The sequence below is a fragment of the Gluconacetobacter asukensis genome (genome assembly GCF_014174375.1).
GTDB classification, from domain to species: Bacteria; Pseudomonadota; Alphaproteobacteria; order Acetobacterales; family Acetobacteraceae; genus Gluconacetobacter; species Gluconacetobacter asukensis.
The window spans coordinates 223,990-247,225 of record NZ_JABEQE010000002.1; the positions used below are offsets into that span (position 1 = coordinate 223,990).

At 68.6% G+C, this 23,236-nt stretch carries 23 protein-coding genes; 14 read left to right on the forward strand and 9 right to left on the reverse strand.

The genetic code is table 11. From position 1 onward, the window contains the following. Positions 1–12: 12 nt before the first annotated feature. Entirely contained in the window at positions 13–1,218 is a 1,206-nt protein-coding gene (locus HLH35_RS03355; RefSeq protein WP_182977780.1) for an MFS transporter, read from the reverse strand. A 110-nt stretch (positions 1,219–1,328) separates the two neighbouring features. On the opposite strand from HLH35_RS03355, the gene HLH35_RS03360 reads away from it, so the two are divergent. Then, complete coding sequence (locus HLH35_RS03360; protein WP_182977781.1) at positions 1,329–1,925, forward strand: NUDIX domain-containing protein; 597 nt, start codon at positions 1,329–1,331, stop codon at positions 1,923–1,925. A 21-nt stretch (positions 1,926–1,946) separates the two neighbouring features. Here HLH35_RS03360 and HLH35_RS03365 read toward each other — a convergent pair whose 3' ends face one another. The 3 genes from HLH35_RS03365 to folD form a co-directional block, all read right to left on the reverse strand. Continuing rightward, on the reverse strand, positions 1,947–4,013 hold the full coding sequence (locus HLH35_RS03365; protein ID WP_246384802.1) for a M1 family metallopeptidase: 2,067 nt from the start codon (positions 4,011–4,013) through the stop codon (positions 1,947–1,949). Positions 4,014–4,168: 155 nt separating this feature from the next. Next, positions 4,169–4,915 carry a methylenetetrahydrofolate reductase gene (locus HLH35_RS03370; RefSeq protein ID WP_182977782.1) on the reverse strand — a complete coding sequence of 249 codons (747 nt, stop codon included), beginning with the start codon at positions 4,913–4,915 and terminating at the stop codon, positions 4,169–4,171. Positions 4,916–4,928: 13 nt separating this feature from the next. Beyond that, positions 4,929–5,846: a bifunctional methylenetetrahydrofolate dehydrogenase/methenyltetrahydrofolate cyclohydrolase FolD gene (folD, locus tag HLH35_RS03375; RefSeq protein ID WP_182977783.1), complete on the reverse strand. Its 918-nt coding sequence runs from the start codon at positions 5,844–5,846 to the stop codon at positions 4,929–4,931. A gap of 44 nt (positions 5,847–5,890) precedes the next feature. On the opposite strand from folD, the gene HLH35_RS03380 reads away from it, so the two are divergent. Next, the gene (locus HLH35_RS03380; protein ID WP_182977784.1) at positions 5,891–6,946 is read left to right on the forward strand and encodes a beta-eliminating lyase-related protein; all 1,056 of its coding nucleotides are present in this window, start codon (positions 5,891–5,893) and stop codon (positions 6,944–6,946) included. Positions 6,947–7,355: 409 nt separating this feature from the next. Further along, positions 7,356–7,937, forward strand: coding sequence for a CC0125/CC1285 family lipoprotein (locus HLH35_RS03385; RefSeq protein WP_182977785.1), 582 nt, complete (start codon positions 7,356–7,358; stop codon positions 7,935–7,937). Between the two features lie 143 nt (positions 7,938–8,080). On the opposite strand, the gene HLH35_RS03390 is transcribed toward HLH35_RS03385, so the two are convergent. Next, positions 8,081–9,652 carry a Do family serine endopeptidase gene (locus HLH35_RS03390; protein WP_182977786.1) on the reverse strand — a complete coding sequence of 524 codons (1,572 nt, stop codon included), beginning with the start codon at positions 9,650–9,652 and terminating at the stop codon, positions 8,081–8,083. A gap of 141 nt (positions 9,653–9,793) precedes the next feature. Beyond that, on the reverse strand, positions 9,794–10,258 hold the full coding sequence (locus HLH35_RS03395; RefSeq protein ID WP_182977787.1) for a nucleoside deaminase: 465 nt from the start codon (positions 10,256–10,258) through the stop codon (positions 9,794–9,796). A 316-nt stretch (positions 10,259–10,574) separates the two neighbouring features. Between HLH35_RS03395 and HLH35_RS20145 the strand changes: the two genes are divergently transcribed. The 6 genes from HLH35_RS20145 to HLH35_RS03420 all read left to right on the forward strand — a co-directional run bounded on the left by HLH35_RS20145 (position 10,575) and on the right by HLH35_RS03420 (position 16,569). Continuing rightward, positions 10,575–10,700 carry a hypothetical protein gene (locus tag HLH35_RS20145; protein WP_275944147.1) on the forward strand — a complete coding sequence of 42 codons (126 nt, stop codon included), beginning with the start codon at positions 10,575–10,577 and terminating at the stop codon, positions 10,698–10,700. Between the two features lie 141 nt (positions 10,701–10,841). Continuing rightward, a complete protein-coding gene (locus HLH35_RS03400) occupies positions 10,842–11,573 on the forward strand; it encodes a gamma-glutamyl-gamma-aminobutyrate hydrolase family protein (RefSeq protein ID WP_182977788.1) in 732 nt (243 codons plus the stop codon). Further along, on the forward strand, positions 11,570–12,346 hold the full coding sequence (locus tag HLH35_RS03405; protein WP_182977789.1) for a pseudouridine synthase: 777 nt from the start codon (positions 11,570–11,572) through the stop codon (positions 12,344–12,346). The genes HLH35_RS03400 and HLH35_RS03405 overlap by 4 nt, the downstream gene beginning before the upstream one ends. 7 nt (positions 12,347–12,353) lie before the next feature. Next, positions 12,354–12,932 (forward strand): 16S rRNA (guanine(966)-N(2))-methyltransferase RsmD, encoded by a 579-nt coding sequence (gene rsmD / locus HLH35_RS03410; protein WP_182977790.1) that lies wholly within the window; start codon positions 12,354–12,356, stop codon positions 12,930–12,932. 167 nt (positions 12,933–13,099) lie between these two features. Further along, entirely contained in the window at positions 13,100–15,805 is a 2,706-nt protein-coding gene (locus HLH35_RS03415) for an FtsK/SpoIIIE family DNA translocase (protein WP_182977791.1), read from the forward strand. After that, positions 15,802–16,569, forward strand: coding sequence for an RluA family pseudouridine synthase (locus HLH35_RS03420; protein WP_182977792.1), 768 nt, complete (start codon positions 15,802–15,804; stop codon positions 16,567–16,569). The genes HLH35_RS03415 and HLH35_RS03420 overlap by 4 nt, the downstream gene beginning before the upstream one ends. Here HLH35_RS03420 and HLH35_RS03425 read toward each other — a convergent pair. Further along, positions 16,527–17,072, reverse strand: coding sequence for a hypothetical protein (locus HLH35_RS03425; RefSeq protein WP_182977793.1), 546 nt, complete (start codon positions 17,070–17,072; stop codon positions 16,527–16,529). The genes HLH35_RS03420 and HLH35_RS03425 overlap by 43 nt on opposite strands. A gap of 201 nt (positions 17,073–17,273) precedes the next feature. Here HLH35_RS03425 and HLH35_RS03430 point away from each other — a divergent pair, with 201 nt between their 5' ends. After that, entirely contained in the window at positions 17,274–17,519 is a 246-nt protein-coding gene (locus HLH35_RS03430; RefSeq protein ID WP_182964717.1) for a DUF3126 family protein, read from the forward strand. A gap of 106 nt (positions 17,520–17,625) precedes the next feature. Here HLH35_RS03430 and HLH35_RS03435 read toward each other — a convergent pair whose 3' ends face one another. Continuing rightward, complete coding sequence (locus tag HLH35_RS03435; RefSeq protein WP_246384803.1) at positions 17,626–18,243, reverse strand: DUF2939 domain-containing protein; 618 nt, start codon at positions 18,241–18,243, stop codon at positions 17,626–17,628. A gap of 189 nt (positions 18,244–18,432) precedes the next feature. Here HLH35_RS03435 and HLH35_RS03440 point away from each other — a divergent pair, with 189 nt between their 5' ends. From HLH35_RS03440 to pyk, 4 genes are all read left to right on the forward strand, one after another. Continuing rightward, positions 18,433–19,266, forward strand: a complete 834-nt coding sequence (locus HLH35_RS03440) for a HesA/MoeB/ThiF family protein (protein ID WP_182977795.1) — start codon at positions 18,433–18,435, stop codon at positions 19,264–19,266. Beyond that, the gene (locus tag HLH35_RS03445; RefSeq protein ID WP_182977796.1) at positions 19,256–19,648 is read left to right on the forward strand and encodes a DsrE family protein; all 393 of its coding nucleotides are present in this window, start codon (positions 19,256–19,258) and stop codon (positions 19,646–19,648) included. The genes HLH35_RS03440 and HLH35_RS03445 overlap by 11 nt, the downstream gene beginning before the upstream one ends. A 151-nt stretch (positions 19,649–19,799) precedes the next feature. After that, positions 19,800–20,831, forward strand: a complete 1,032-nt coding sequence (locus HLH35_RS03450; RefSeq protein ID WP_182977965.1) for an SH3 domain-containing protein — start codon at positions 19,800–19,802, stop codon at positions 20,829–20,831. Positions 20,832–20,918: 87 nt separating this feature from the next. Then, positions 20,919–22,358 (forward strand): pyruvate kinase, encoded by a 1,440-nt coding sequence (gene pyk, locus HLH35_RS03455; protein ID WP_182977797.1) that lies wholly within the window; start codon positions 20,919–20,921, stop codon positions 22,356–22,358. Between the two features lie 79 nt (positions 22,359–22,437). Here the strand turns inward: pyk and HLH35_RS03460 are convergent, their stop codons facing one another. After that, entirely contained in the window at positions 22,438–23,118 is a 681-nt protein-coding gene (locus HLH35_RS03460; protein WP_182977798.1) for a YoaK family protein, read from the reverse strand. Positions 23,119–23,236: the final 118 nt, after the last annotated feature.

The following is a 23,236-nucleotide window of genomic DNA, read 5'->3' on the forward strand; positions in this document are numbered from 1 at the left end:
AGGCGGCTGCCGTCAGGCGGCGTCCGGGCGGGCCTGCCCCCGCAGCAGCAGGGTGGCACCGACCCCGGCCCCGGTAAACAGGGCAGAGACCAGAAACATCGGACCATAGCCCAGACTATGGATCACCAGCCCCAGCATCGGGCCGGAGAGGCCAATGCCGATATCGAGAAAGACGCTGAAGGCGCCCAGCGCCGCGCCCCGGTTCTGCGGTCCGGCGCGTGTCACCGCTTCCACCCCAAGCGCGGGAAAGACCAGCGAAAACCCTGCCCCCGTCAGCGCCGCGCCCAGATCGGCCGATGGCACGTCCGCACTCCGCCAGAGCAGCAGCAGCCCCCCGACCTCGACCAGCAACGAAACCACCGCCACCTTCATTCCGCCACGCAGGCCGATCTGGCGCGAGAAGAGCAGCCGCACCAGAACGAAGACCAGCCCGAACACCATCAGCCCCAGCGCCGCGCCATCCCAATGCCGGTCGGCGAAATACAGCGACAGGCAGGCCGAAATGGCCCCAAACCCGACCGACCCGCAGGCCAGAACGATACCGTAGGGCAGAACGCGCCAGAAAACCTGGGAGAACGGCATCACCTCGCCACCCTTGGCGATCGGCGGCACGGCGGCGTAGCGCGTGGCCAGCGCCAGCCCAAGCGCGGGCAACAGCGCCGAGAGTATCCCAACCCCCGCCAGCCCGCCCAGCGCCCCATGAGCCTGCGCCAGAACCGCGCCCACCGGCGCCCCGAAAGCGATGCCGCCATAGGAGGTGATACCGTTCCAGGAAATCACCTGGGCGGTCCGCTCCGCGCCAACGCGCCCGATATTCCACAGGATGGCCCCGGTCGCGGTCCAGCTTTCGCCGACCCCCATCAGAATCCGGCTGGCGACCAACAGCAGCACCGCAAGGACGGCCCGGTGCGCGAACAGCCCGGCCAGCATCAGCGCCAGCCCCGCGAGCACGCAGATCGCAAGCCCGATCATCACGGCCGGCTTCGCGCCCCGCTCGTCCACGAACCGCCCCGCCTGCGCCCGGGAGGCGAAGGTGGCCAGATATTGCAGCGACACGGCCAGACCCGCGACGACGGTGTTATAGCCGAGCGTGCCATGCACGAAGAGCGGAATGACCGCCAGCGGCAGGCCGATATCGACGTAGCAGATCAGGTTGAACAGAACGACGGCGAGAATTCGCAGCGTCGGGTTGGCCGGCCCGCTCCGTAAGACAGTCATGACGACGCGCACACTCCGTTATCCGGATAACATAACGACGCACGGCGCCATTAGCCAAGCATTGAGGACAGCGCGCCATGATCGGCCACCAGCGAAAGGAACCAGTACGCATGACCGCCGACATCTCAGCCCCTGCCGCCGACGGCCCGGATGCTTCGGGCGGCTTCGTCACGCTGTCCTCGCGGATCGCCTACGAGAACCCATGGACCCGCGTGCGCGAGGACATCATCCGCCGGCCGGACGGCGGTGAGGGGCTCTACGGCGTGGTCGAGCGCGGGGAATTCGTCGTCATCCTGCCGCTGGGCCAGGGACCGGACGGCCCCACCGTGACGCTGGTACGCCAGTATCGCTACCCGGTGCGGGCGAGGCTGTGGGAACTGCCGATGGGCATGTGGGAACATCGGCCCGACGCCGACCCCGAAACGGTGGCGCGGGGCGAACTGGAAGAGGAAACCGGCCTGCGCGCCGAACGGCTGCGCCATGCCGGCACCCTGTACCAGGGCGCCGGCTATTCGACCCAGCGCGGCCATGTCTATCTGGCCACCGGCCTGACGCAGGGCGTGCCCCGGCTGGAGGCGACCGAGGCGGATATGACCAGCCACACGATGCCGCTGGCCGAGATGGAACGGATGATCCGCGCGGGCGAGATCACCTGCATGGTCACCCTGGCCGCGCTGGCCCTGATCAAGGCGCGCGACTGGTTATAGCGCGACCGGCATTCCCCCGCGCTAATGCGCGGGGGGCGTCGCCGGCTGGGCGGGCGGCGCCGCCAGGGTCAGCGTGTTGTCGGCACGGTTCAGGTCCGGGATGTCATGCCCCGGGTCCAGGGTCACCGCCTGCGGGGTGCGGGCGCCCGGGATCGTCAGTTCGATCTCGTTGCGCAGGTACCAGGCCTCGGTCGGAATGGTCAGGCGCGCGTTGGTGCCGTCCGTGTAGCTGACCTGCAACGTCACCGGCAGAGGCAGCCAGCCCTTGTTGTCGACCGTCACCAGCAGACCATGGGCCGCGCCCTCGCCCGTGGGCGTGGCGGATTTCACCGCATAGTCCGGCCCCCAGTTGTTGAAATACCAGCCCCGCCAGAACCAGGACAGGTCCTCGCCCGTCTCGCTGTCCATCAGGCGGAAGAAATCCGAAGGCGTGGGGTGGCGATAGGCCCACACCGCGATGTAGCGGCGGAAGGCGCGGTCGAACCGCTCCGGGCCCAGGATCTGCTCGCGCAACAGCTTCAGCCCATAGGCCGCCTTGAAATAGGTCACCGGATGCCGATAGCTCTCGGGGATCAGGTCCGAGGGCGTCATCAGGCGGGGCGCAGCCGGGTCGCGCAGCACCGAAAGAATATCCTCGGCCGGCTTGCCGGTGGCGGGAGCGAATTCGGCATCGCGCTTGGGCGCGAACTCGCCGGAATTGAAATCGTCCGACGCATAGGTGTCGATGAAGGTGTTGAACCCTTCGTCCATGAAGGCATGCCGGCGCTCGTTGGAACCCACGATCATCGGGAACCAGCCATGGCCCAGCTCATGCGCCGTGACCCAGAACAGTTCCGGGTCCTTGTCGTGCATGCCGTCGAAGACGATGCCGGGATATTCCATCGCCGCGCCATACCCGCCCAGATTGATCGCGTTCGGCCACGGATAGGGGTACCAGCGACGCGAGAAATACTCGATCGCGTATTTCACGTACGAAGTGGACCGGTCCCACTGATGCGGCCCGACCGCTTCGACCGGATAGGCCGACATCGCCAGGCGCGGCACCGGCGCATGGCCCGGCTCGACCACCACCGGCGGCAGGTCCAGCCGCGCCGCATCCCACAGGAAGGCCGGCGAGGCCGCAAACGCCACGTCGCGCGTGTTGTTCATGCGGAAATGCCAGGTCTTGGTGCCGGTCTGGGCCACATGGCTCTTGGGGTCGTGGATATCGACCTCGGTGCGGATCATCACCCGTTCGTCGCTCTTGGCCGCCTGGGCCAGCCGGTCGCGCTCGGTCTGCGTCAGGACCTCGGCCTGGTTGAGCAGCGCGCCCGACCCGACGACGGTAAAGTTCCACGGCACCGTGATGCTGTAATCGATATCGCCATAGTCCAGGAAGAATTCCTGCCCCAGATAGGGCGCGGTGTCCCAGCCGCGCACATCGTCATAGACGGCCATGCGGGGGTACCATTGCGCGACTTCGTACACATCGCCGTTGCGGGTGGTGCTGACGGCGGTGCGGCCGCCCCAGGTGCCCGGGATCGTGTAATGCCAGACGATCTTCAGCCGGATCTTGCCGCCCTTGCCCTCCAGCGCCGTGGGCAGGGGCACCTGCATCCGCGCGTCGGAAATGACGGGCGTGACCGGGATGCTCTTGCCGTCCTGCTCGATCGACACGCTTTCGATCACGTCGCCATCCGTGTGCTCGGCATGGCGCTGCGGATTGACGAAATTGCCGCGCGAACCGTCACGATAGATGTTCTGGTCGAGCTGCACCCACAGCACGTCCAGCGCGTCGGGACTGTTATTGGCGTAGGTGATGATCTCGCTGCCCGAAAGCAGGCGGTTGGTGGGGTCGATCGCCGCCTTGATCTCGTAATCGGCGTCGTTCTGCCAATACGCGCCACCGGGCACGCCACCGGCCGAACGGGTGCTGCCCGCCGGCATCGGATAGGCGAGGGGGGCGAAGATGCGGGCCGGATCGGGCGACGGCATGGCGGACGCAGCGGCGGGCGCCGGGGCGGCCGGGCCCTCTTCGGCGGCGCGCGCGGGCGCCGTTCCGCCCACGATCAGCATGGCAGCGCCCAGAACCAGCCCGATCGCGGTCATGGAGCCGGCAATCCCCGGCTGAAACCCTGGCCCGGTGGACAGGCGTGGACATGGACGATGGTACGGCACGATCATAACCTCTCGGAGAAACGGACTCTTTCCCCGAGGCTAACGGAATTGTGGGGCGGAGGTAAGCCGTCCCACCCCGCTCCGTATCAGCCGAGCGCCTGCTGGATCGGCCCCAGATAGGCGGCCAGATTCACCCGTAGCGGCATCAGATAGACATGCCCGCCGGCCACCCGGACGGCACGGATCGCCCGAACCGCGAAGGCGATATTGGCCTCCAGCGTCAGGTCGAACCCATGGGGGAAGACGACGTGATTCGTCGTCTCCCAGTACGAACGGGATTTCGGGCCGATGACCGGCGAAATCCCCCAGAACACGGTTTCGCCCGCCAGCCAGCCCATGCAGAGGTCGAGCATCCGCATGTCGAATACCGGCTGGGTGAAGAAACCGGCGGCCCCCGCCTCCTTCTTGCGCGCCACCGCCTCCATCTCGCGCCAGGGGGCATGGCGCCAGGGGTCGAAGGCCGCATAGACCGTCAGATGCGGGGCCTCGCGCCGATAGCGGCGGATCACGCTTTCCGACGAATTGGGAAAGGTCCGGCGGCTGAGATCCGCCGGCGGATCGCCCCGCACCACCAGGATTTCCGTCAGCCCCGGCACATCCGCGCCCGGCAGCGGGCCATCGGGGTCGATATCGATCGCCCGGATATGCGGCACGACACGCGGCACGATCGGCTGCAGCAGCGGCACCGCGTCCCAGCCCTGCATGGGAAAGCGCATCAGGCTGGGCACGTTCAGCGTGTCGGCCAGCGGGAAATGCGCGCGGACCTGCCCCGCATCGCGCAGCAACGCCTCGGCGTCGCGCGGGATCAGCTCGACCGACAGGCGCGCCGTCATCGCCCCGTCGCCCTCAGGCCGCGCCGCCGACAATGCGCCGGGCGGCCGCCAGGGTATTGTTCAGCAGGCAGGCGATGGTCATCGGCCCGACACCGCCGGGCACCGGGGTGATCCGCCCCGCGCGGGTCACCGCCTCGTCGAACGCCACGTCGCCGACCAGGCGCGTCTTGCCGTTGGGCAGCGAGATCCGGGTAATGCCCACGTCGATCACGGCCGCGCCGGGCTTGATCCAGTCACCGCGCACCAATCCGTGGCAGCCGGTCGCCACCACCAGAATATCACCCTGCCGGGCCAGGGCGGCGGTGTCGCGCGTGTCGATATGCGCCACCGTCACGGTGCAGCCCTCGGCCAGCAGCAGGCGCGCCATCGGCCGGCCGACCAGATTGGACGCGCCGATGATCACGGCATGCAGGCCGCGCAGGCCGCCCAGTTCCGACTTCAGCAGCATCAGGCAGCCCAGCGGCGTGCAGGGCACGATGCCCGGCTGGCCCAGCGCCAGCCGCCCGGCATTGACTTCGCCCAGCCCGTCCACATCCTTGTCGGGATGGATGGCATTGGTGATTGCCACCGGGTCCAGCCCGGCGGGCAGGGGCAGTTGCACCAGAATGCCGTGAATTTCCGGATCGTGATTCAGCCGCCCGATCAGCGCCAGCAGCTCGGCCTGCGACGTGGTTTCGGGCAGCATGTGCATGAACGAGCGCATGCCCGCGCGATGGGTCTGCAGCGCCTTGTTGCGCACATAGACCTCACTGGCCGGATCGTTGCCCACCAGCACCACCGCCAGACCGGGCGTGACCTGATGGCGGTCATGGAACGCGCGGACCTCCTGTGCGATCGTCTGCGTCAGGTTCGCCGCGAACGCCTTGCCGTCGATCAGGCGCGCGGACGGGTTGCGAACGGACGCGGTTTCGGCGGAAGCTGGTTCGGTCATGCGGCACTCCGGACAACGGGAACGGAAAAGAGCAGGGGAATAGCGTGGTAGAGCAGATACGCAAGAACTTCAGCAGCGACAATGTCGTTCCGGCCTGTCCCGCCGTGATGTCCGCCCTGGTCGCCGCCAACGCCGACGCCGCCCCCGCCTATGGCGGCGACGCCTGGACGGCACGGCTGGGCGAGGTGGCGGCGGATATTTTCGAACACCCGGTCAAGGTCTTCCCCGTCGCCACCGGCACGGCGGCGAACGCGCTGGCACTGGCCGCCATCGCCCCGCCCTATGGCGCGATCCTGTGCGACGACAGCGCGCATATCGTGCAATCCGAATGCGGGGCGCCGGATTTCTTCACCGGCGGCGCCAGGCTGGTCACCATCCCGTCCGAGGACGGGCGCATGGCGCCAGTCGCCCTGTCCTACATGCTGGACCGCCTGCCCGCCGACAACGTGCAGAACCCGCTCCCGACGGCGCTGAGCCTGACGCAGGCGACGGAATGGGGCACCGTCTACTCCCCGGCGCGGATCGCCGAACTGGCGGCGTTGGCCCACGCACGCGGCATGGCCGTACATATGGACGGCGCGCGGCTGGCCAATGCCATCGCCCATCTCAGATGCAGTCCGGCCGAGGCGACCTGGAAGGCCGGCATCGACGTACTGTCGCTGGGCATGACCAAGACCGGGGCCATGGCGGCCGAGGCCGTGATCTTCTTCAATCCCGCACTGGCCGAACAATTCGCCCGGCGCCGCAAGCGCGCGGGCCATGTCTGGTCCAAGCAGCGGTTCCTCAGCGCGCAGATCCTAGCCTGCCTGGAAGACGATCTGTGGCTGAACAACGCCCGACAGGCCAATGCAATGGCACAGCGGTTGGCCAGCGGGCTGTTCCGCCACCCCGGCGCACGGCTGCTTTACGCCACCGAGGCCAACGAAATCTTCGTCGCATTGCCCCACCGGGCCATTACCCATCTGCGCGCGGCGGGCTTCACCTTCCATGACTGGCACACGCCGCCGGGGGTGGACGGCACCGTCATCCGGCTGGTCACCAGCTATTACACGCGCATCGCGGACGTCGATGCGCTCTTGGAGACGCTGGCGGCAGTCTGATACCGACTTCATCCTTGTGCTGGATCACGACCCAGGGCGCGGGTTTGGGACGACACGCCGAAAATCCCCTTCAGCGGGGTCGCCGGCATGGGCCGCCATGCCCGGAAGGCACAAAAAATTCCCCGATCATGCGTTGAACCCGGCGCGGGGGCGCACATTTACGATGAACCGCTGGCGCCCCCATGGCGCCTTTCATGTCCGAAAAGGACGAAGGCGCAGGGGGGAAGCTGATCGAGGCGTCTGCACGGGCGGACAGACGTGATTGAAGCCTGACGGTCCCAGGAAAAAAACAACCTGAGACCATCAGGCTCCAAAACAACAAGATGAAGCAGGAACGGCTCAGCCTGAGCCGCTTCAAGACCTGTGTCGCGCTTGTCGGGTCAGGAGCCCGAAACCGGGGAGACAGGATATGTCCAGGACCCGTATGCAGGTCCGCCAGATCGCCGCGATCGCCCTGTTGGGGCTGGTCGCGGCCTGCACGAACCCAACACCCTATCAACCAGCAACGGAGGAGGGCGAAGGATATACGACGCAGCAGATCGAAACCAACCGGTTCCGCGTATCCTTCCAGGGCAACTCGGTCACGTCACGACAAACCGTGGACACCTACATGCTCTATCGCTGTGCCGAGGTCACCTTGGAGAACGGCTATAATTACTTCGTGATCGTGAACAGGGCCGTCGACAAGAACACAGCCTATGAGGGCTATGGCGACAATCTCGCATGGGGCTGGGGCGGCGGCTGGGGATGGCGCCACGGCGGGGCCGGTTTTGGCCCGTGGGGAGGCACCGGCATGAATTACACGGAACCGGTCAACAGCTATGACGCGATCGCCGATATCGTGCTGTATCGGGGCACCAAACCAGCCAATGATCCCTACGCCTATGACGCACGCGAGGTCGTGACCGCGATCGGCCCGACGATCATGCGGATTGCGCCTGCGCCAAGGACATCGGCGTTGCCGACATCGCCGACAGGCACTGGATACTGATCCGGCAAAATGATGTGCACTGCGCGGCCGGATCGCAAGGCGACGATGCATCGTCGCACTGTGTCCGGCCGCGATGAATGAGGCCTAACCCCGACCGCCCCCATTCTTTCATGGAAAGAGTGGCGGCGGTCGGCAAACGGCAATCAATCGTTATCGTCTTCGTTGCCACCCGCATTGTCGCCATTGTCGGACGAACCCGGCGTCACGGCGATAAAGATGCTCTGCCCGTTGCGCAGGACACGCAGCAGCACCGACTGGTTGGCTTTCAGGGCCGCGCGAACGGCGGTAACCGTGGCACCGGGATTGTCGACCGGGCTGTTGCCGACGGCCTGGATCACGTCGCCGGCATGGATACCCGCCTGCTCGGCCACCGAACCCGCCTGAACATCGCTGACCACGACACCGCGCACCGATGCGTCCAGCCCAAGCTGCTGGCGCAGATCGGCGGTGAGGGGCGACAGCGAAACACCCAGGCGCGGGCCGCCGACCGAGTTCCTGTCACCGACCGCGCCGTCGGGCGACGGCGCGCCGGACAGGTTGGCGATCTTCACCGTGGCGCTCTGCGCCGCATTGTTGCGCAGGTACGCCACCGTCGCCGAGGTGCCCGGCGGCAGCGATGCGACCTTGACCGCCAGGTCATGCGGGCTGTCGATCTTCTGGCCGTTCAGCGTCGTGATCACATCGCCGGCCTTCAGGCCCGCCTTTTCGGCCGGGCTGCTGTTGCTGACGCTGGCGATCAGCGCACCCGTGGGCGGGGCGCCATCGGTGGCGGGCTTCAGGCCCAGCGCCTTGGCCATGGCCGGCGTGATCACCTGCGCGACCACACCCAGATAGCCGCGCGTCACGTGGCCGGTCTTCTGCAACTGGGAGACGACGTTCTTGACCACGTCGGACGGAATGGCGAACCCGATGCCGATCGAACCGCCCGAAGGCGACAGGATGGCGGTGTTCACGCCCACGACCTTGCCGTCCTGGGTAAAGAGCGGGCCGCCCGAATTGCCGCGATTGATCGGCGCATCGACCTGGATGAACGAATCATAGGGCCCGTCGCCGATATCGCGGCCCCGCGCCGAGACGATGCCCGCCGTCACCGTACCGCCCAGCCCGAAGGGATTGCCGACCGCGACCACCCATTCACCGGGCTCCACCTTGTCGGAATCGCCCAGCTCGATGAAGCGCAGCTTGCTCTGGGTAGAGACCTTCAGCAGCGCCAGATCGGTCTTGGGGTCGCGCCCGATGATCTTGGCGGGCAGGGTGGTGCCGTCATCGAGCGTCACCGTCACCTTGGTCGCGCCCTTGACCACATGGTTGTTGGTGACGACAAAGCCGTCCGCCGAGATGATGAAGCCCGAGCCCCGTGCCTCGACCGTGCGGCGCTGTTGCTGCTGCGGCATCATCTGGAACGGGAACGGAAAGGGAAAGGGCATCTGCTGCTGGCCCTGCATCCCGCCTTCTTCATCCACATCGTCCGCGCGGATGTTGGACGTGATCGAGACCACGGCAGGCCGGACCTGCTTCACCAGGTTGACGAAATTGGGCAGCGTCTGGGTCTGTGCGTCCGGCCGGATGACCCCTGTCTCATCAGCCCGTGCCGTGTCCACCATCACGGCCTGCGCCGCGCCGCCCAGCATGGTCGTGGCGACCAGCGCGGCCAAAACCCTGCCCCGCGTCCGGCGAGGGCGGAAAGACATCATCGGCTGAAACTCGTCAGTCATAGCATTCCTGATTGTTGCTGGGGCGACCGGGCAAGACGCCGCCCCTTCCTGAGGTATCGTCCGGCAGAGTACCGGGACCGACAAAACCTGTCCCGTACCTGTCAATGAAGGATGCGTTATCTAAGCGTTTCCCGCAAACTCTCACCCCCGCAATGTCTGGAAGAACCCGCGCAGCAGATCCGCCGCCTCGCGTTCGCGCACGCCGCCCACCCATTCGGGCCGGTGCAGGCAGTCCGGGCGGGCCAGCAGGCGCGGCCCGTGCTCGACTCCTCCCCCCTTGGGGTCATAGGCGCCGAACAGGATGCGCCCGACCCGGAAATGCACCGCAGCCGCCGCGCACATCGGGCAGGGTTCCAGCGTCACGACCAGCGTGCAGCCGGTCAGGCGCGGACTGCCCAGCCGCCGGGCGGCAGCCCGCATGACCAGCATTTCGGCATGGGCGCCCGCATCATGCCCGGCCTCGACCCGGTTGCCGTCACGGGCCAGTACGCTGCCATCGGGCCCCAGCAGCACGGCGCCCACCGGCACCTCGCCCCGCGCGGCGGCAGCACGCGCCTCTTCCAGCGCCATCTCCATCGGGTCGGCGGGGCGGGCGTCAGCCGGCATGGCACGGCACCCAGCCGGGACATGGGGAAAAACCGCAGAAACTCAGGTCCTGTCTTCGCCCGGTCATGAAACTCCGTCCTCGTCGGCCGCGTTCGCGTCACACCCCGTCAACACGCCCCATATGCCGGCGACTGGGGAGGATACGGCGTTCACAAGATATTACAGGATTACGCCGTGCCCGGGGCGAGCCCAACCGCGCGATCCGGGAAAAAATGTTGATTTTAATGGACAGCCTGGGTTGCGAGTGACAGTGTAACGAAACCGCCGGTAACGGTTCCTGAAACAATCGGGACCGATATGAAACAGGAGGCAGACGATGAATACGCTCACGTTGATCCTGGCCGCCGCTGCAATCGTCATCGGTTTTTCCGCCTGCGAACCCGAACTGATGGGCCGCCATACCATGACCGCGAGCCTGCATTCGATGGTCTCCGACGGCTGACGGCACAGACCGGCCGGCCGGCATTGCCTTTCCGGGGTCCCGGGCTGACGGTCCGGGCCTGAACGGAGCCTGCCGCCGGCGGCAGGCCCTTCCGCGCATAGCGGATTTCCCTGGAGGCAATATTCCTCTAGGTCAGGCGGAATGACCCGCTCCCGCCCCCTGATCGGCGTGACCCTGGACAGCGAAGCCGGCAGCCAAGACGGGCGCGGCTATTCGCGCTTTCCGTGGTACGCACTGCGCTGCAACTACATGGACGCCATCGCCGACGCGGGCGGGCTGCCGGTCGCGCTGCCTCACGGGGCCGATCTGGCTCCCCCCCTGTTGGCGCGGCTGGACGGGCTGGTCATCACCGGCGGCGCCTTCGACGTCGACCCGGCCCTGTACGGCGCGGATCAGCGCCATGACAGCGTCACCCTCAAGACCGACCGCACCGGGGCCGAGCTCGCGCTGGCACGGGGCGCCATCACATCGGGGCTGCCGGTGCTGGGCATCTGCGGCGGGCAGCAATTGCTGGCCGTCGCCCTGGGCGGCACGCTGATCCAGCATATTCCCGACGTCGTGGCCGGCGCGCTGGCGCACGAACAACCCAATCCGCGCAACGAGGCCGGCCATGATGTGGACATCCTGCCCGGCACGCTGCTGGCGCGCGTGACCGGCGCCACACGGATCGCCGTCAATTCCGCCCATCATCAGGCCGTGTGCGACCCGGGCCGGGCCGTCATCAGCGCCGTGGCACCCGACGGCGTGGCCGAGGCCATCGAATATCCGGACCATCCCTTCTGCCTGGGCGTGCAATGGCACCCGGAATTCGCCATATCCATGGCCGACAGACATATTTTTTCTGCCCTGATAGAGGCTTCGGGATCGAGATGACAAAGCGCGACGACACCAGCCGGCCCGAGCGCGGCGAACGGATCGCCAAATGGCTGGCACGCTCCGGCATCGCCAGCCGCCGCGACGCCGAACGCATGGTCGAGGAAGGGCGCGTACGCCTGAACGGCGAGGTCGTGACCCATCCGGCCACCTTCGTCGTGGCCGGCGACGTCGTGCAGGTGGACGGCGCGGTGGTCGAAAGCCCCGAGCGCACCCGGCTGTGGCGCTATCACAAGCCTGACGGGCTGGTGACCACCCACCGCGACCCCGAGGGGCGGCCGACCGTCTTCGCCTCGCTGCCCGAGGGCATGCCGCGCGTCATCAGCATCGGCCGGCTGGACCTGAACAGCGAGGGTCTGCTGCTGCTGACCAACGACGGCGAACTGGCCCGGCGGCTGGAACTGCCGTCCAATGGCTGGCTGCGCCGCTATCGCGTGCGCGTCTTCGGTGTGGTGGACGAGGCCCGGCTGAAAGCGCTGGCCGAGGGCAGCGTCTTCGAAGGCGTGCGCTATGGGCCGATCGAGGCCGGGCTGGATTCGCGCAAGGGCGACAATGCCTGGCTGACCGTAGCACTGCGCGAGGGCAAGAACCGAGAAGTGCGCAAGGTCATGCGTGGCCTGAACCTGCATGTCAGCCGGCTGATCCGCACCGCCTACGGTCCATTCCAGCTGGGCACCCTGCAACGGTCGGAACTGGAGGAAGTGCCGGGGAAGGTCCTGCGCGAGCAGATTCCGGGGCTGGGGCCGGCCCCGCGTCCGTCGCGCCGGTCCTGACCGGCCGATGCGGATCGTCGCCGGCCAATGGCGCGGCCGCGCGCTGGCAGCACCGCCGGGGCGCACCACCCGCCCCACCGCCGACCGGGTGCGCCAGGCCCTGTTCGACATGCTGCTGCATGCGCCCTGGGGCGGCTACGACCTGATGGAAGAGGCACGGGTGCTGGACGGCTTCGCCGGGACGGGCGCCCTGGGGCTGGAAGCCCTGTCGCGCGGCGCGGCCCACTGCACGTTCTTCGAGACCGACCGCACCGCCCTGGCCGCCCTGCGCGCCAATATCGCGGCCTGCGGGGCGTATGACCGCGCGACGGTGCGCGCCGGCGACGTAACCCGGGCCCCCGCCGCTGCCCATGCCTGCGACCTGCTGCTGCTGGACCCGCCCTATGGGCAGGGACTGCCGGAACGGGCCCTGGCGGCGCTGGCCCGGACAGGCTGGATCGCCCCCGGCGCCCTGATCGTGATCGAAACCGGCGCCGACGAGGCCCTGCCGGCCACCCCGATCCTGCCCGACGCGCCGCTGGCCGAGCGGCGGCATGGCGCGGCCCGGCTTTCGATCTGGCGGGCGGCCGACGACAGGCCGGAATAACGGCTGAACCGCCTTCTTTATTCCCAAAAGGCCGGGCTATACTTCCTGCCGCCTCCGGACCCAGGCCCGGCCGCCTCCCGGCGGGGCCGTCCGCTTCATCGTGCCTGCCATCGTGGCGGAACCACCCGTTCCACGCGATGAGGGCCCAGCGTACAGGACCCGAACATTTGCCGAGCTTTGGCCGCTATATTCCTGCCTCCCTGAACGCGCCGCGCATCCGGTCCGCCGCAAGGCAGAGGCTGGCCGAGATGGGAGGCATGGTGCTGTGGCTTCTGGCCCTGGCGCTGGCCGCGTCGCTGTGGAGCTATAATCCGCTCGACCCGTCGATGAACACGGCCAGCACCCAGCCGCCCACCAACCTGCTGGGCATGGCCGGTTCCTATCTGGCGGACGTGCTGTTGCAGAATGTCGGCATTACCTGCGCCCTGCCGATCCTGGCGATGATGGCATGGGGCTGGCGGGTCATCCGCCATACGGCCATGGGGTCGATCCTGCTGCGGGCGGTGGCCGTGCTGTGCGCCATGCCCGTCATGGGCGCGCTGCTGGCGGCCCTGCCGATGCTGCTCCCGATCCTGCCGACGCCGCATTGGCCCACCGAATCCGGCCCCGGCGGGGCGTTCGGCCTGTCGATCGCCCACACCGCCATCCAGGCGGGTGCGTCGCTGCTGGGCCCGGCCGGGCGGCTGGCCGTGTGGGTGCTGGGGCTGCTGCTGACCGTCCTGCTGGTACCGCTGGGGATCGGCCTGTCCTTCACCGAATGGGCGGCCATCGGCCGGGGCCTGCGCGCCGTCGCCCGGCAGCCGATGCGGCTGGCCCGCCGCATGCCGGCGCGTCCCGCCCCCAATGACCACCCCGCCGCCGACATGACGGGGCGCTGGAACGGCTCGCTGGACGGCATGGTGCCGCCCCCCCGCCCGGATCTTTCCGCCCAGGCCCGCGCCCCCGAGCCGCCGCGCGCGCCCCGCGCCGAGCGCTCGGCGCCGGAAGCGCGTTCCGCCATCCAGCCGGCGTCCACCCGACCGGCGGCCCGGCCACCCGCCCGGCCGTCGCTGGGCACGGGCTGGGTCCAGCCCCCCGGCATGGAAAGCGACACCGACAACGACGCCCCGCCCCTGCTGCTGGGAGGACCCGCGACGCAGGAACTGGCCCCCCGGCACGTGCCGGAACCCGCTCATTCCCCCACCCCGCCGCCCGCGCCGACGGCCGAGGCTCCGCGCCCGTCGCTGATGGGCCGGCTGTTCGGCAGCCGCCCCGACCCGGTCGAGCCGCCATCCGCCGCCCCCCGCGCAACCCCCAACAGCCAGGCCTATGCCGCGCCGCCCCGCTCCGACGGCCGCGACCCGTGGCGCCTGCCGCCGCTGGACCTGCTGAAACCCGCCCCCTCACATGCCCAGACCGGACCGTCGCAGGACGCGTTGCAGGCCAATGCGCGATTGCTGGAAACCGTGTTGTCGGATTACGGCGTGCAAGGGCAGATCGGGCAGATCCATGCCGGGCCGGTGGTCACCCTGTACGAGCTGGAGCCCGCGCCGGGCATCCGCTCGGCCCGCGTGATCGGCTTGGCGGACGACGTGGCGCGGTCGCTGTCGGTGCTGAGCGTGCGCATCGCCACCGTACCGGGCCGCAACGTGATCGGCATCGAAGTGCCCAATGCAAGGCGCGAGACGGTGTACCTGTCCGAACTGTTCACCGACGATGCCTGGCACCATGCGTCGTCGAAGCTCTGCCTGGCGCTGGGCAAGGACATTTCGGGCATGCCGATCTATGGCGACCTGGCACGCATGCCGCATCTGCTGATCGCCGGCACCACCGGATCGGGCAAATCGGTCGGCGTCAACGCCATGATCCTCTCGCTGCTGTTCCGCATGTCGCCCGAGGAATGCCGCCTGATCATGATCGACCCCAAGATCCTGGAACTGTCGATCTACGAGGGCATCCCGCATCTGATGACGCCGGTGGTGACCGAACCGGCCAAGGCGGTCGCCGCCCTGAAATGGACGGTGCGGGAAATGGATCGCCGCTATCGCGCCATGTCCCACCTGCAGGTACGCAATATCGGCGGCTACAACGACCGGGTGGCCGATGCAAGGCGGCGCGGCGAAGTCGTCTCGCGCCGCGTGCAGACCGGCTACGACCCCGAGACCGGGCGCCCGACCTTCGAGGAACAGCAGCTCGCCCTGGAATCCCTTCCCTATATCGTCGTGGTGATCGACGAGATGGCGGACCTGATGATGGTCGCGGGCAAGGAGATCGAAATGGCGGTGCAGCGCCTGGCACAGAAGGCCCGCGCGGCGGGCATTCATGTCATCATGGCGACGCAGCGCCCGTCGGTGGACGTGATCACCGGCACCATCAAGGCCAATTTCCCGACCCGCATCTCGTTCCAGGTCATCAGCAAGTTCGACAGCCGCACCATCCTGGGCGAGCAGGGGGCGGAGCAGCTGCTGGGCCAGGGCGACATGCTCTACATGCAGGGCGGCGGGCGGATCACCCGCGTCCATGGCCCCTTCGTCGCCGACGGCGAGGTCGAGGAAGTCGTGCGCTTCCTCCGCAGCCAGGGCGAGCCGATCTATGATGACGACGTGATCTCGTCCCAGGACGAGGACGGCGCGGGCAACGCTGGCGGCGGCAAATCGTCCGGCAACGGGCTGAGCGGCAGCTATGACGATGAAACCAGCCTGTTCGACCAGGCGGTCGCCGTCGTGGCGCGCGAGGGCAAGGCCTCCACCTCGTTCATCCAGCGTCACCTGTCGATCGGTTACAACCGGGCGGCCAAGATCATCGAGCAGATGGAAAAGGAGGGCATCGTCAGCCCGGCCAACCATGTCGGCCGGCGCGAGGTCCTGCTGCGCCGCACCGACGACGACGAATGACCCGGCGAACGCGCCGCCCCCCACCCCGGCCGGCTGCCCGCCCGGCCCTGCCTGCTCCGGGCAGCGGGGCCGATCCGTTTCCGGTCCTGTTTCGTGATGCCCGCTTCCTGGTCATCGACAAGCCGCCCGGCCTGCCGGTGCATGCCGGTCCCGCCGGCGGCCCGTCGGTCGAGGATGCGTTCCCGCTCCTGTCACGGCGGGCGGACGGACCATGGCTGGCCCACCGGCTGGATCGCGACACGTCGGGCTGCCTGCTGATCGCGCTGCGCAAGCAGCCGCTGCTGGCCGCGCAGGCGGCCTTCGCCAACGGGCTGGCGCGCAAGACCTACTGGGCCATGGTGCGCGGCCGCCCCGCCGCCGACAGCGGCACGGTGGCGATGACGATGGCCAAACAGTCGGACACACGGGGCTGGCGCATGGTCCAGGCCGCGACGGGACAGGATTCGCGGACCGAATGGCAGCTACTGGCCAGCGACGGACATGTCAGCTGGCTGGAACTCCGCCTGCTGACCGGGCGCACCCACCAGGCCCGGCTCCATTGCGCCAGTCTGGGCTGCCCGGTGCTGGGCGACGCGGTCTATGGCGACGCGACGGGCCCGGAGGCGCACAGGCTGCACCTGATGAGCCGCGCCCTCTCGTTGCCGCTGGAGCCGCCGGTCTGCGCCGTCGCACCCCCTCCCGATCATATCCGCGCCATCCTGGCGCGCCAGGGCTGGCAGGATCAGGATTTCTCCTCGAGCGCGCGCATGCAGTCGGCTCCCTGATCGAGCAGATGGATGTCATGCACCGCCCGGATTGCCGTGAGCGCCCGGGGGCGCCAGGACGCGGGTTCGGCCGCCGGCGCGCAGATCGTCCGGCCACCGAGCTGGTTACTGTTTTTCCGGTCCAGGATCGACAGGACCGCGCGCGGATTGCGGGGCAATGCCCGACGCAACGCCACCTGAAGCGAACGGCCCGTCGCAGGATCGGCGGCCGGCATCAGGTCGGGCAGCAGCGCGATCCAGTTCTCCCACCCTGCCGTCACCGCACGGCGCACGCGCGCCCATTCACGATCACGGGTCAGCATCCGCGCCACTTCAGGCGCGCCGTCCTGCCTGATCCGCTCGGCCAGCCCGCGCGCCGTCAGCGGCTGCGCTGCTTCCAGCGGGCCGAAGGCCGTGGTGACAGCCTCCGCGCCGACGGCAGGGAAGGTCAGCACCATGCTCGTCAGCAGCAGGGCAAGGCGCAGCGGCGTGAACAGGCGGGCGAGCAGGGGACGGCGGATCAACAAAAGGGCCTCCGGAACAGGATGCTGGCGGAACATGAAAATCAGACGATTGAGGCGGGAAGGGGGCTTTTCCGCGACGCGACGCTGTTGCGGGCGGGGCCTCGAATGCCTATAGCGAGCAGCATCAGATCGGGCACGGACGGCGTCCGCCCCGTCACCGGGGGCCGCCATCGGCCCACCCTTTCCGACAGAGAGCATTCCATGAGCAGCATGTCCGCCTCCGAAATCGCCCGCCTACAGGTATGCCTGCGCCGCCTGCTGGGTTCGCCCGAGCTGACGGTCAATCCGCCGCCGCGCGCCGGTCTTTCGGTCGAGGTCGCCGTGAAGGGCGAAATCATCGGCACCGTTCACCGGGACGAAGATGAGGGCGAGATTTCCTACGCCCTGCACATCACGATCCTGGAAGAAGACCTGCCGGCCGAGACGGCCACCCGCGCGGGCCGCTGAACCGCACCCCCCTCCTGCCCCGGTCAGCATGACCCGGGCGGAGCGGCAGGGCATGATGGACGAAAATCCGCCCGCCAAAAACGTGCCCATGGCTGCAGGCTCGCTGTCAGCGCGACAGCAGGGCAACCTGAGCCGGCGTGGCCGAAGCCTCGATCACCGGGCGATCGGACCGGCTGGCCGGCAGCTCGACCTCGGTGATCTTCCACCGCCAGCCCTGGATCCGCATCTGCAGGCGCAGCGGCGTGTCCCGCTCATGGCCCGGCAACACGGCGCGGGCCTCGAACATGTCGGGGCGCAGGAAGCGGATGCGCACATGATGCAGCATCGCGACGGGGGACATGGCGGACACCGGCTGCGCCGCCGGCATGACCTGCCCCATCAGCGTATCGAGGTTGGCGGCATTCACATGCACGTCAACCGCCCGGGACACCGCCGTTGCGGCAAAGGACGAACCGAATTCCGGCAGGTCGTCGTCACTGGCCTGCTGATTGCCGACGATCCCACCGATGATCTGCGATTTCAGACTGGCCTGGACGGCACGCCAGTTCAGGAACGTGCCGAGCGTGCGGGTGTCGTGGCCCTGAATGGCCGCCGAAACGGACCAGAGCGTCACGAAGGGCGAGGCCACGAACAGCGAGAGGGACATGACCAGAGTCACCGCGCAGATGCGGCGCGCCTGCTGCCGCCGAACGGCGACCATGTGACCGGCTGGCATCAGACGCATGAAACGGTTCATCAAAAAATCGCCTCTGTCTTGCTCCCGCATCATACGATAAACATATCGGCCATGCATGCGTTTCATGCCGCATGAAATAAATTGTTATAAAAAGTCAGGCCCCGCGCCCATTTCCACAGCCGCATTTCCACAGCCGCATGCAGGGCGCATCAAGAACGCCGAGACAGGGCAGGATGCATGATTCCTGAGTTTTCCGAGACCGAGATCCAGCGCTATGCGCGCCATATCCTGCTGCCCGAAATCGGCGGCACGGGGCAGGCCGCTTTGCGCGCCGCCAGCGTGCTGATCATCGGCGCGGGGGGCCTGGGCTCGCCGCTGGGCCTCTATCTGGCGGCGGCGGGGGTCGGCCGGATCGGCCTAGTCGATGACGATGTGGTGGATCTGTCCAACCTGCAGCGCCAGATCGCCCATACCACCGACCGGATCGGCCGGCCCAAGGTCGAGTCGGCGGCCGAGGCCATGCGGGCGGTCAATCCGCTGGTCCGCATCGACGCGCATGCGACGCGGCTGGATGCCGGCAATGCCCGGGCACTGATCGGCAGCTACGACCTGGTCTGCGACGGCAGCGACAATTTCCGCACCCGCTACCTGCTCGCCGATGCCTGCGCGCTGGAACGGCGAACCCTGGTCTCGGCCGCCGTCCTGCGCTTCGAGGGGCAGCTTTCGACCTTCCGCCCGCATCGTGGCGGCCCATGCTATCGCTGCCTTTATCCCGCGCCGCCGCGCGACGGCGCGGTGCCGTCCTGCGCCGAGGCCGGGGTCTTCGGCGCGGTTACCGGGGTCATGGGCACCCTGCAGGCCACCGAGACCCTGAAAGAGATCCTGGATATCGGCGAGAGCCTGGCCGGCCGGCTGATGGTCTGGGACGCGCTGGCGGCGCGCTTTCATACCATCCGCCTCTCCCCCGACCCGGACTGCCCCCTGTGCGGCACGCATCCCACCATCCACGACCTGTCGGCCCATGCGGCAAGCCACGCACCGAGCGGAGCCTGTGCGATCCATGCCGGCTGACGATCCGCGCCAAGGACTGGCGATCCTGCTGCTCGATGGCAGCTATGAGCGGGCGCATTATGCCCTGGTCCTGGCCGCCGGCGCGCTGGCCGTTGACCGGCCGGTGCTGCTGTTCGCCGCCGGCCATGGGGTCCATGCCCTGGCACGGGACTGGCACGGGCTGCGCGATGCCGGCACCGACGACACGGTCCAGGCCAGCGGCGTGGCGGGATTCGACGTGCTGCGCGACGCCGTGCTGGCCCTGGACGGCACGCTGATGGCCTGCGAATCCGGCCTGCGCCTGACCGGTCTGGCAGCCGATGCCCTGCTGCCGCAGGTGGTTGTGGCCGGCGTTCCCGCCTTTCTCGATGCCGCGCGCGGGCGGCAGGTCATCAGCTTGTGACGGGGCGGCCGATCCCGCCATGCCCAAGGGGCCGCAAATCCCCTTGCCGTGCGGCGCGCGCCTTGGCAGGGATGCAGCCATGACGCCCTCTTCCTTCCTTGCCCTCTCCCCCGCACCGCGTCGCACCAACGCGCGCGGATGCTCCGGCTGGATGCTCTGCGCGACGCTGCTGGTTCCGCTTGCGCCCCATGCCGCGGCGGCAGCCACGCCGGAACCGTCCAAGGCGGCGCACCATCATCATCACCACGCCGCCGCCAAGGCCACGGCCGCCGGCACCGCGCACCATAAGCGGCATCATCCGGCAGCAGCTTCCGGCGTGGCCACGGCGCACCATCATGGCCATATGGCCACCGCGCACGCGCCCGCCCATGCCGGCCCCGCCTCCCATCACCACGCGGCGATCGCACCCCATGCGGCACATGCCCGCCACGCGGCGGCCGTGGCGGCACCCGTCGCGGCCGCCGCAGGGGTGGCGGCAGCGGGGGCAGCGGGGGCAGCGGGGGCAGCGGCAGCCTCCAGCGGCGGGGCGGCTGTCGCCATCCCCCCGCCCGCGACGCCCGCCGAACCACCGGCCCCGGCCGACAAGGGCGCGATCACCGGCCTGCCGCTGCCCCGCTTCGCGGCGCTGCGCGCGGACGAGGTGAACATGCGCTCCGGCCCCGGGCAGCGTTACCCGATCGAATGGGTCTATCACCGCCGGGACCTGCCGGTGAAAATCGAGCGTGAGTTCGACGTCTGGCGCCTGGTCGAGGATTCCGACGGCCAGAAGGGCTGGGTGCACCAGGCGACGCTGGTAGGCACGCGCAGCTTCGTCATCCCCGGCCTGCCGCCGGTCGATCCGGCCCAGGCGGCGCCTCCGGCACCATCCGCCGGCGCGCCCGCCACGCCGCCCGCCGCCCGGCAGGCAACCAATCCACCGTCCGGCCATTTCGATAGCCGGGAGGTCGAACGCCTGGCGGACCCGGGCGCGGCTGCCTCCATCCCCGGAGCGGTCATGCTGCGTTCGGCCCCGGATGCCGGTTCGGCCCTTGTCGCGGTACTGAAGCCCGGCACGGTCGGCATCCTTCGTACCTGCGCGGCCGGCACCAGCTGGTGCCGCGTCAGCGTACAACATTATTCGGGCTGGCTGGACCGCAATGCGGTCTGGGGCCTGCTGCCGCAGGAGACCATTCAACCGTCCTGAAGACCGCGCGGGCCGAAGACGACCGCACCCGCCGGGGCAGAACGGAGCAAACTGGTCGCGGACAGAATCCAGAAGGAGAAAACGCCCATGTCCTCCGCCACCGCCTTACACCCCCGCCGCACCAAGATCGTGTCGACGCTGGGGCCGGCTTCGTCCACCCGCGACATCATCCGCGCGCTGGCCGAGGCCGGGGCCGACGTGTTCCGCCTGAATTTCTCGCACGGCACGCATGCCGACCATGCCGCACGCTACGAGATCATTCGCGCGGTCGAGGCCGAACTGGGCCGGCCGATCGGCGTCCTGGCCGATGTCCAGGGCCCCAAGCTGCGCGTGGGCACGTTCGAGCAGGGCAAGGTCACGTTGCGGACGGGGGCGTTCTTCCGCCTGGACCTGGATGATGCGCCGGGCAACGAGCACCGGGTCCGCCTGCCGCACCCCGAGATCATCCACGCCGCGACCGTGGGCAGCAACCTGCTGCTGGATGACGGCAAGCTGCGCCTGGTGGTGCGCGAGGTGGGCGTGGACCATCTGGACACCATCGTCGCCGTCGGCGGCGTACTGTCCGACCGCAAGGGCGTGAACGTGCCCGACATCGTGCTGCCGATCCCGGCCCTGACCGAGAAGGACCGCAGCGACCTGGATTTCGCCCTGGATCTCGGCGTCGATTATATCGGCCTGTCCTTCGTCCAGCGCCCCGAGGATGTGCAGGAAGCCCGCGCCATCGCCGGGGGCCGCGCCTGGATCATGACCAAGATCGAAAAGCCGCAGGCGATGGACAATCTGGACCAGATCGTCCGCCTGTCCGACGCGGTGATGGTCGCGCGCGGCGACCTGGGCGTCGAACTGCCGCCCGAAGCCGTACCGCTGGCGCAGAAGCACATCATCCGCCTGTGCCGCCAGCTGGGCAAGCCGGTGGTGGTCGCGACCCAGATGCTGGAAAGCATGATCAGCGCCCCCACCCCGACCCGCGCCGAGGCGTCGGACGTGGCGACCGCCGTGTTCGACGGCGCCGATGCCGTGATGCTGTCGGCCGAAACGGCAGCCGGACAGTTTCCGCTGGAAGCGGTCGGCATCATGAGCCGCATCGTCAGCCGGGTAGAGGAAGACGCAGTCTGGCAGTCGCTGATGCAGGCCAGTTGCCCGGCGCCGGAAGGCTTCGTCGCCGACGCCATCGCCGCCGCATCGGGCCAGATCGCCACCACGGTGGATGCGCGCGCGATCGTCGCCTTTACCCTGGCGGGGGCGACCGCCCTGCGCATCTCGCGCGAGCGGCCCTCCTGCCCGATCATCGGCCTGACGCCGAACGACGAAATCGCCCGCCGCCTGTGCGTCGTGTGGGGCGTCACCGCCCAGTCGGTCGGGCAGGAAACGCCGGTGCGCACGGTGGAAAACGTGGTGGACCAGGCGATCGAGGCCGCCGTCGCCAGCGGCCTGGCCCGCTCGGGCGACCGGATCGTGATCGCGGCGGGCCTGCCCTTCGGCGTGGCAGGCAGCACCAATACGCTGCGCGTTGCCAAGGTGCCGTAAGCGTCCAAGGGGCTCTGCCCCTTGACCCCGGCAAAGGCCGCCGGGGCCCTTGCCGGGTTTCAGGGCAGCGCCCTGAGGCTCAGGACGGGCCGAGCGTCTCCAGCCGTTCCAGCAGCGGATGGTCGCCCACATACAGCAGGCACCCGGCGCTGCCGATCAGCAGCCCCACCAGACCGATCGAGACCGACACCGACACGCTGGACATCAGCGCGCCCAGCACCGCACCCCCGAACAGGGCGAAAATCGCCACCACCCGCCGCCAGGCCCCTTTCGCCGGGCCCCCGGCCAACCGGCTGTCATGCATCAGCCCATGCAGCAGCATGGTGGCGGCCGGCAATGTCAGGTCCGTGACCTGGGCGTGACGGGTCGCGGAGGTCTGCAACCCCATGGCAACGGCCAGGACGACCAGCGTGGCATAGTACCGCCAGGCCGCGTCCTGCCACCAGACCAGGGCCGCCACCAGCACCAGCGCGCCCACCGCCATCAGCAGGTCCGCCACCGTGCGCCGGCGCGAGTGAGAGCGCCGGACCAGCCGGCCGCCCATCGCCGCCCCGGCCAGATAGGCGGTAATCGCCACCACGCCCGGCCCGGCGATGGATTCCCCCGATGTCAGATGCACCGCGATCAGGATGACGGTCGCGGTCATGTAGCCGGTGAAGACCTTCAGATGGGTCAGCGAAATGGCATCCAGCGCCCCCATGGCGACGGTGACCATAATGACGACAATAACCAGCCGTGGGTCGGGGGAAATCGGTTTCAATCCGGGCCTGTCCTCAGAAACGAGGCACCGCGCATATCGCAGGCAGGCCAATAAAAAAAGGTGCATCGTGAAAGATGCACCTTTTTTAAGGTCAGTCCGAGGGTTCGATCCCTCATTT

What these genes read in the sequence shown, in the direction of transcription:
- HLH35_RS03355 (WP_182977780.1), bottom strand. Translation starts at nt 1,218, where the DNA reads ATGACTGTCTTACGGAGCGGGCCGGCCAACCCGACGCTGCGAATTCTC.
- HLH35_RS03360 (WP_182977781.1), top strand. Translation starts at nt 1,329, where the DNA reads ATGACCGCCGACATCTCAGCCCCTGCCGCCGACGGCCCGGATGCTTCG.
- HLH35_RS03365 (WP_246384802.1), bottom strand. Translation starts at nt 4,013, where the DNA reads ATGACCGCGATCGGGCTGGTTCTGGGCGCTGCCATGCTGATCGTGGGC.
- HLH35_RS03370 (WP_182977782.1), bottom strand. Translation starts at nt 4,915, where the DNA reads ATGACGGCGCGCCTGTCGGTCGAGCTGATCCCGCGCGACGCCGAGGCG.
- folD (WP_182977783.1), bottom strand. Translation starts at nt 5,846, where the DNA reads ATGACCGAACCAGCTTCCGCCGAAACCGCGTCCGTTCGCAACCCGTCC.
- HLH35_RS03385 (WP_182977785.1), top strand. Translation starts at nt 7,356, where the DNA reads ATGTCCAGGACCCGTATGCAGGTCCGCCAGATCGCCGCGATCGCCCTG.
- HLH35_RS03390 (WP_182977786.1), bottom strand. Translation starts at nt 9,652, where the DNA reads ATGACTGACGAGTTTCAGCCGATGATGTCTTTCCGCCCTCGCCGGACG.
- HLH35_RS03395 (WP_182977787.1), bottom strand. Translation starts at nt 10,258, where the DNA reads ATGCCGGCTGACGCCCGCCCCGCCGACCCGATGGAGATGGCGCTGGAA.
- HLH35_RS20145 (WP_275944147.1), top strand. Translation starts at nt 10,575, where the DNA reads ATGAATACGCTCACGTTGATCCTGGCCGCCGCTGCAATCGTCATCGGT.
- HLH35_RS03400 (WP_182977788.1), top strand. Translation starts at nt 10,842, where the DNA reads ATGACCCGCTCCCGCCCCCTGATCGGCGTGACCCTGGACAGCGAAGCC.
- HLH35_RS03405 (WP_182977789.1), top strand. Translation starts at nt 11,570, where the DNA reads ATGACAAAGCGCGACGACACCAGCCGGCCCGAGCGCGGCGAACGGATC.
- rsmD (WP_182977790.1), top strand. Translation starts at nt 12,354, where the DNA reads ATGCGGATCGTCGCCGGCCAATGGCGCGGCCGCGCGCTGGCAGCACCG.
- HLH35_RS03420 (WP_182977792.1), top strand. Translation starts at nt 15,802, where the DNA reads ATGACCCGGCGAACGCGCCGCCCCCCACCCCGGCCGGCTGCCCGCCCG.
- HLH35_RS03430 (WP_182964717.1), top strand. Translation starts at nt 17,274, where the DNA reads ATGAGCAGCATGTCCGCCTCCGAAATCGCCCGCCTACAGGTATGCCTG.
- HLH35_RS03435 (WP_246384803.1), bottom strand. Translation starts at nt 18,243, where the DNA reads ATGCGTCTGATGCCAGCCGGTCACATGGTCGCCGTTCGGCGGCAGCAG.
- HLH35_RS03440 (WP_182977795.1), top strand. Translation starts at nt 18,433, where the DNA reads ATGATTCCTGAGTTTTCCGAGACCGAGATCCAGCGCTATGCGCGCCAT.
- HLH35_RS03445 (WP_182977796.1), top strand. Translation starts at nt 19,256, where the DNA reads ATGCCGGCTGACGATCCGCGCCAAGGACTGGCGATCCTGCTGCTCGAT.
- HLH35_RS03450 (WP_182977965.1), top strand. Translation starts at nt 19,800, where the DNA reads ATGCTCTGCGCGACGCTGCTGGTTCCGCTTGCGCCCCATGCCGCGGCG.
- pyk (WP_182977797.1), top strand. Translation starts at nt 20,919, where the DNA reads ATGTCCTCCGCCACCGCCTTACACCCCCGCCGCACCAAGATCGTGTCG.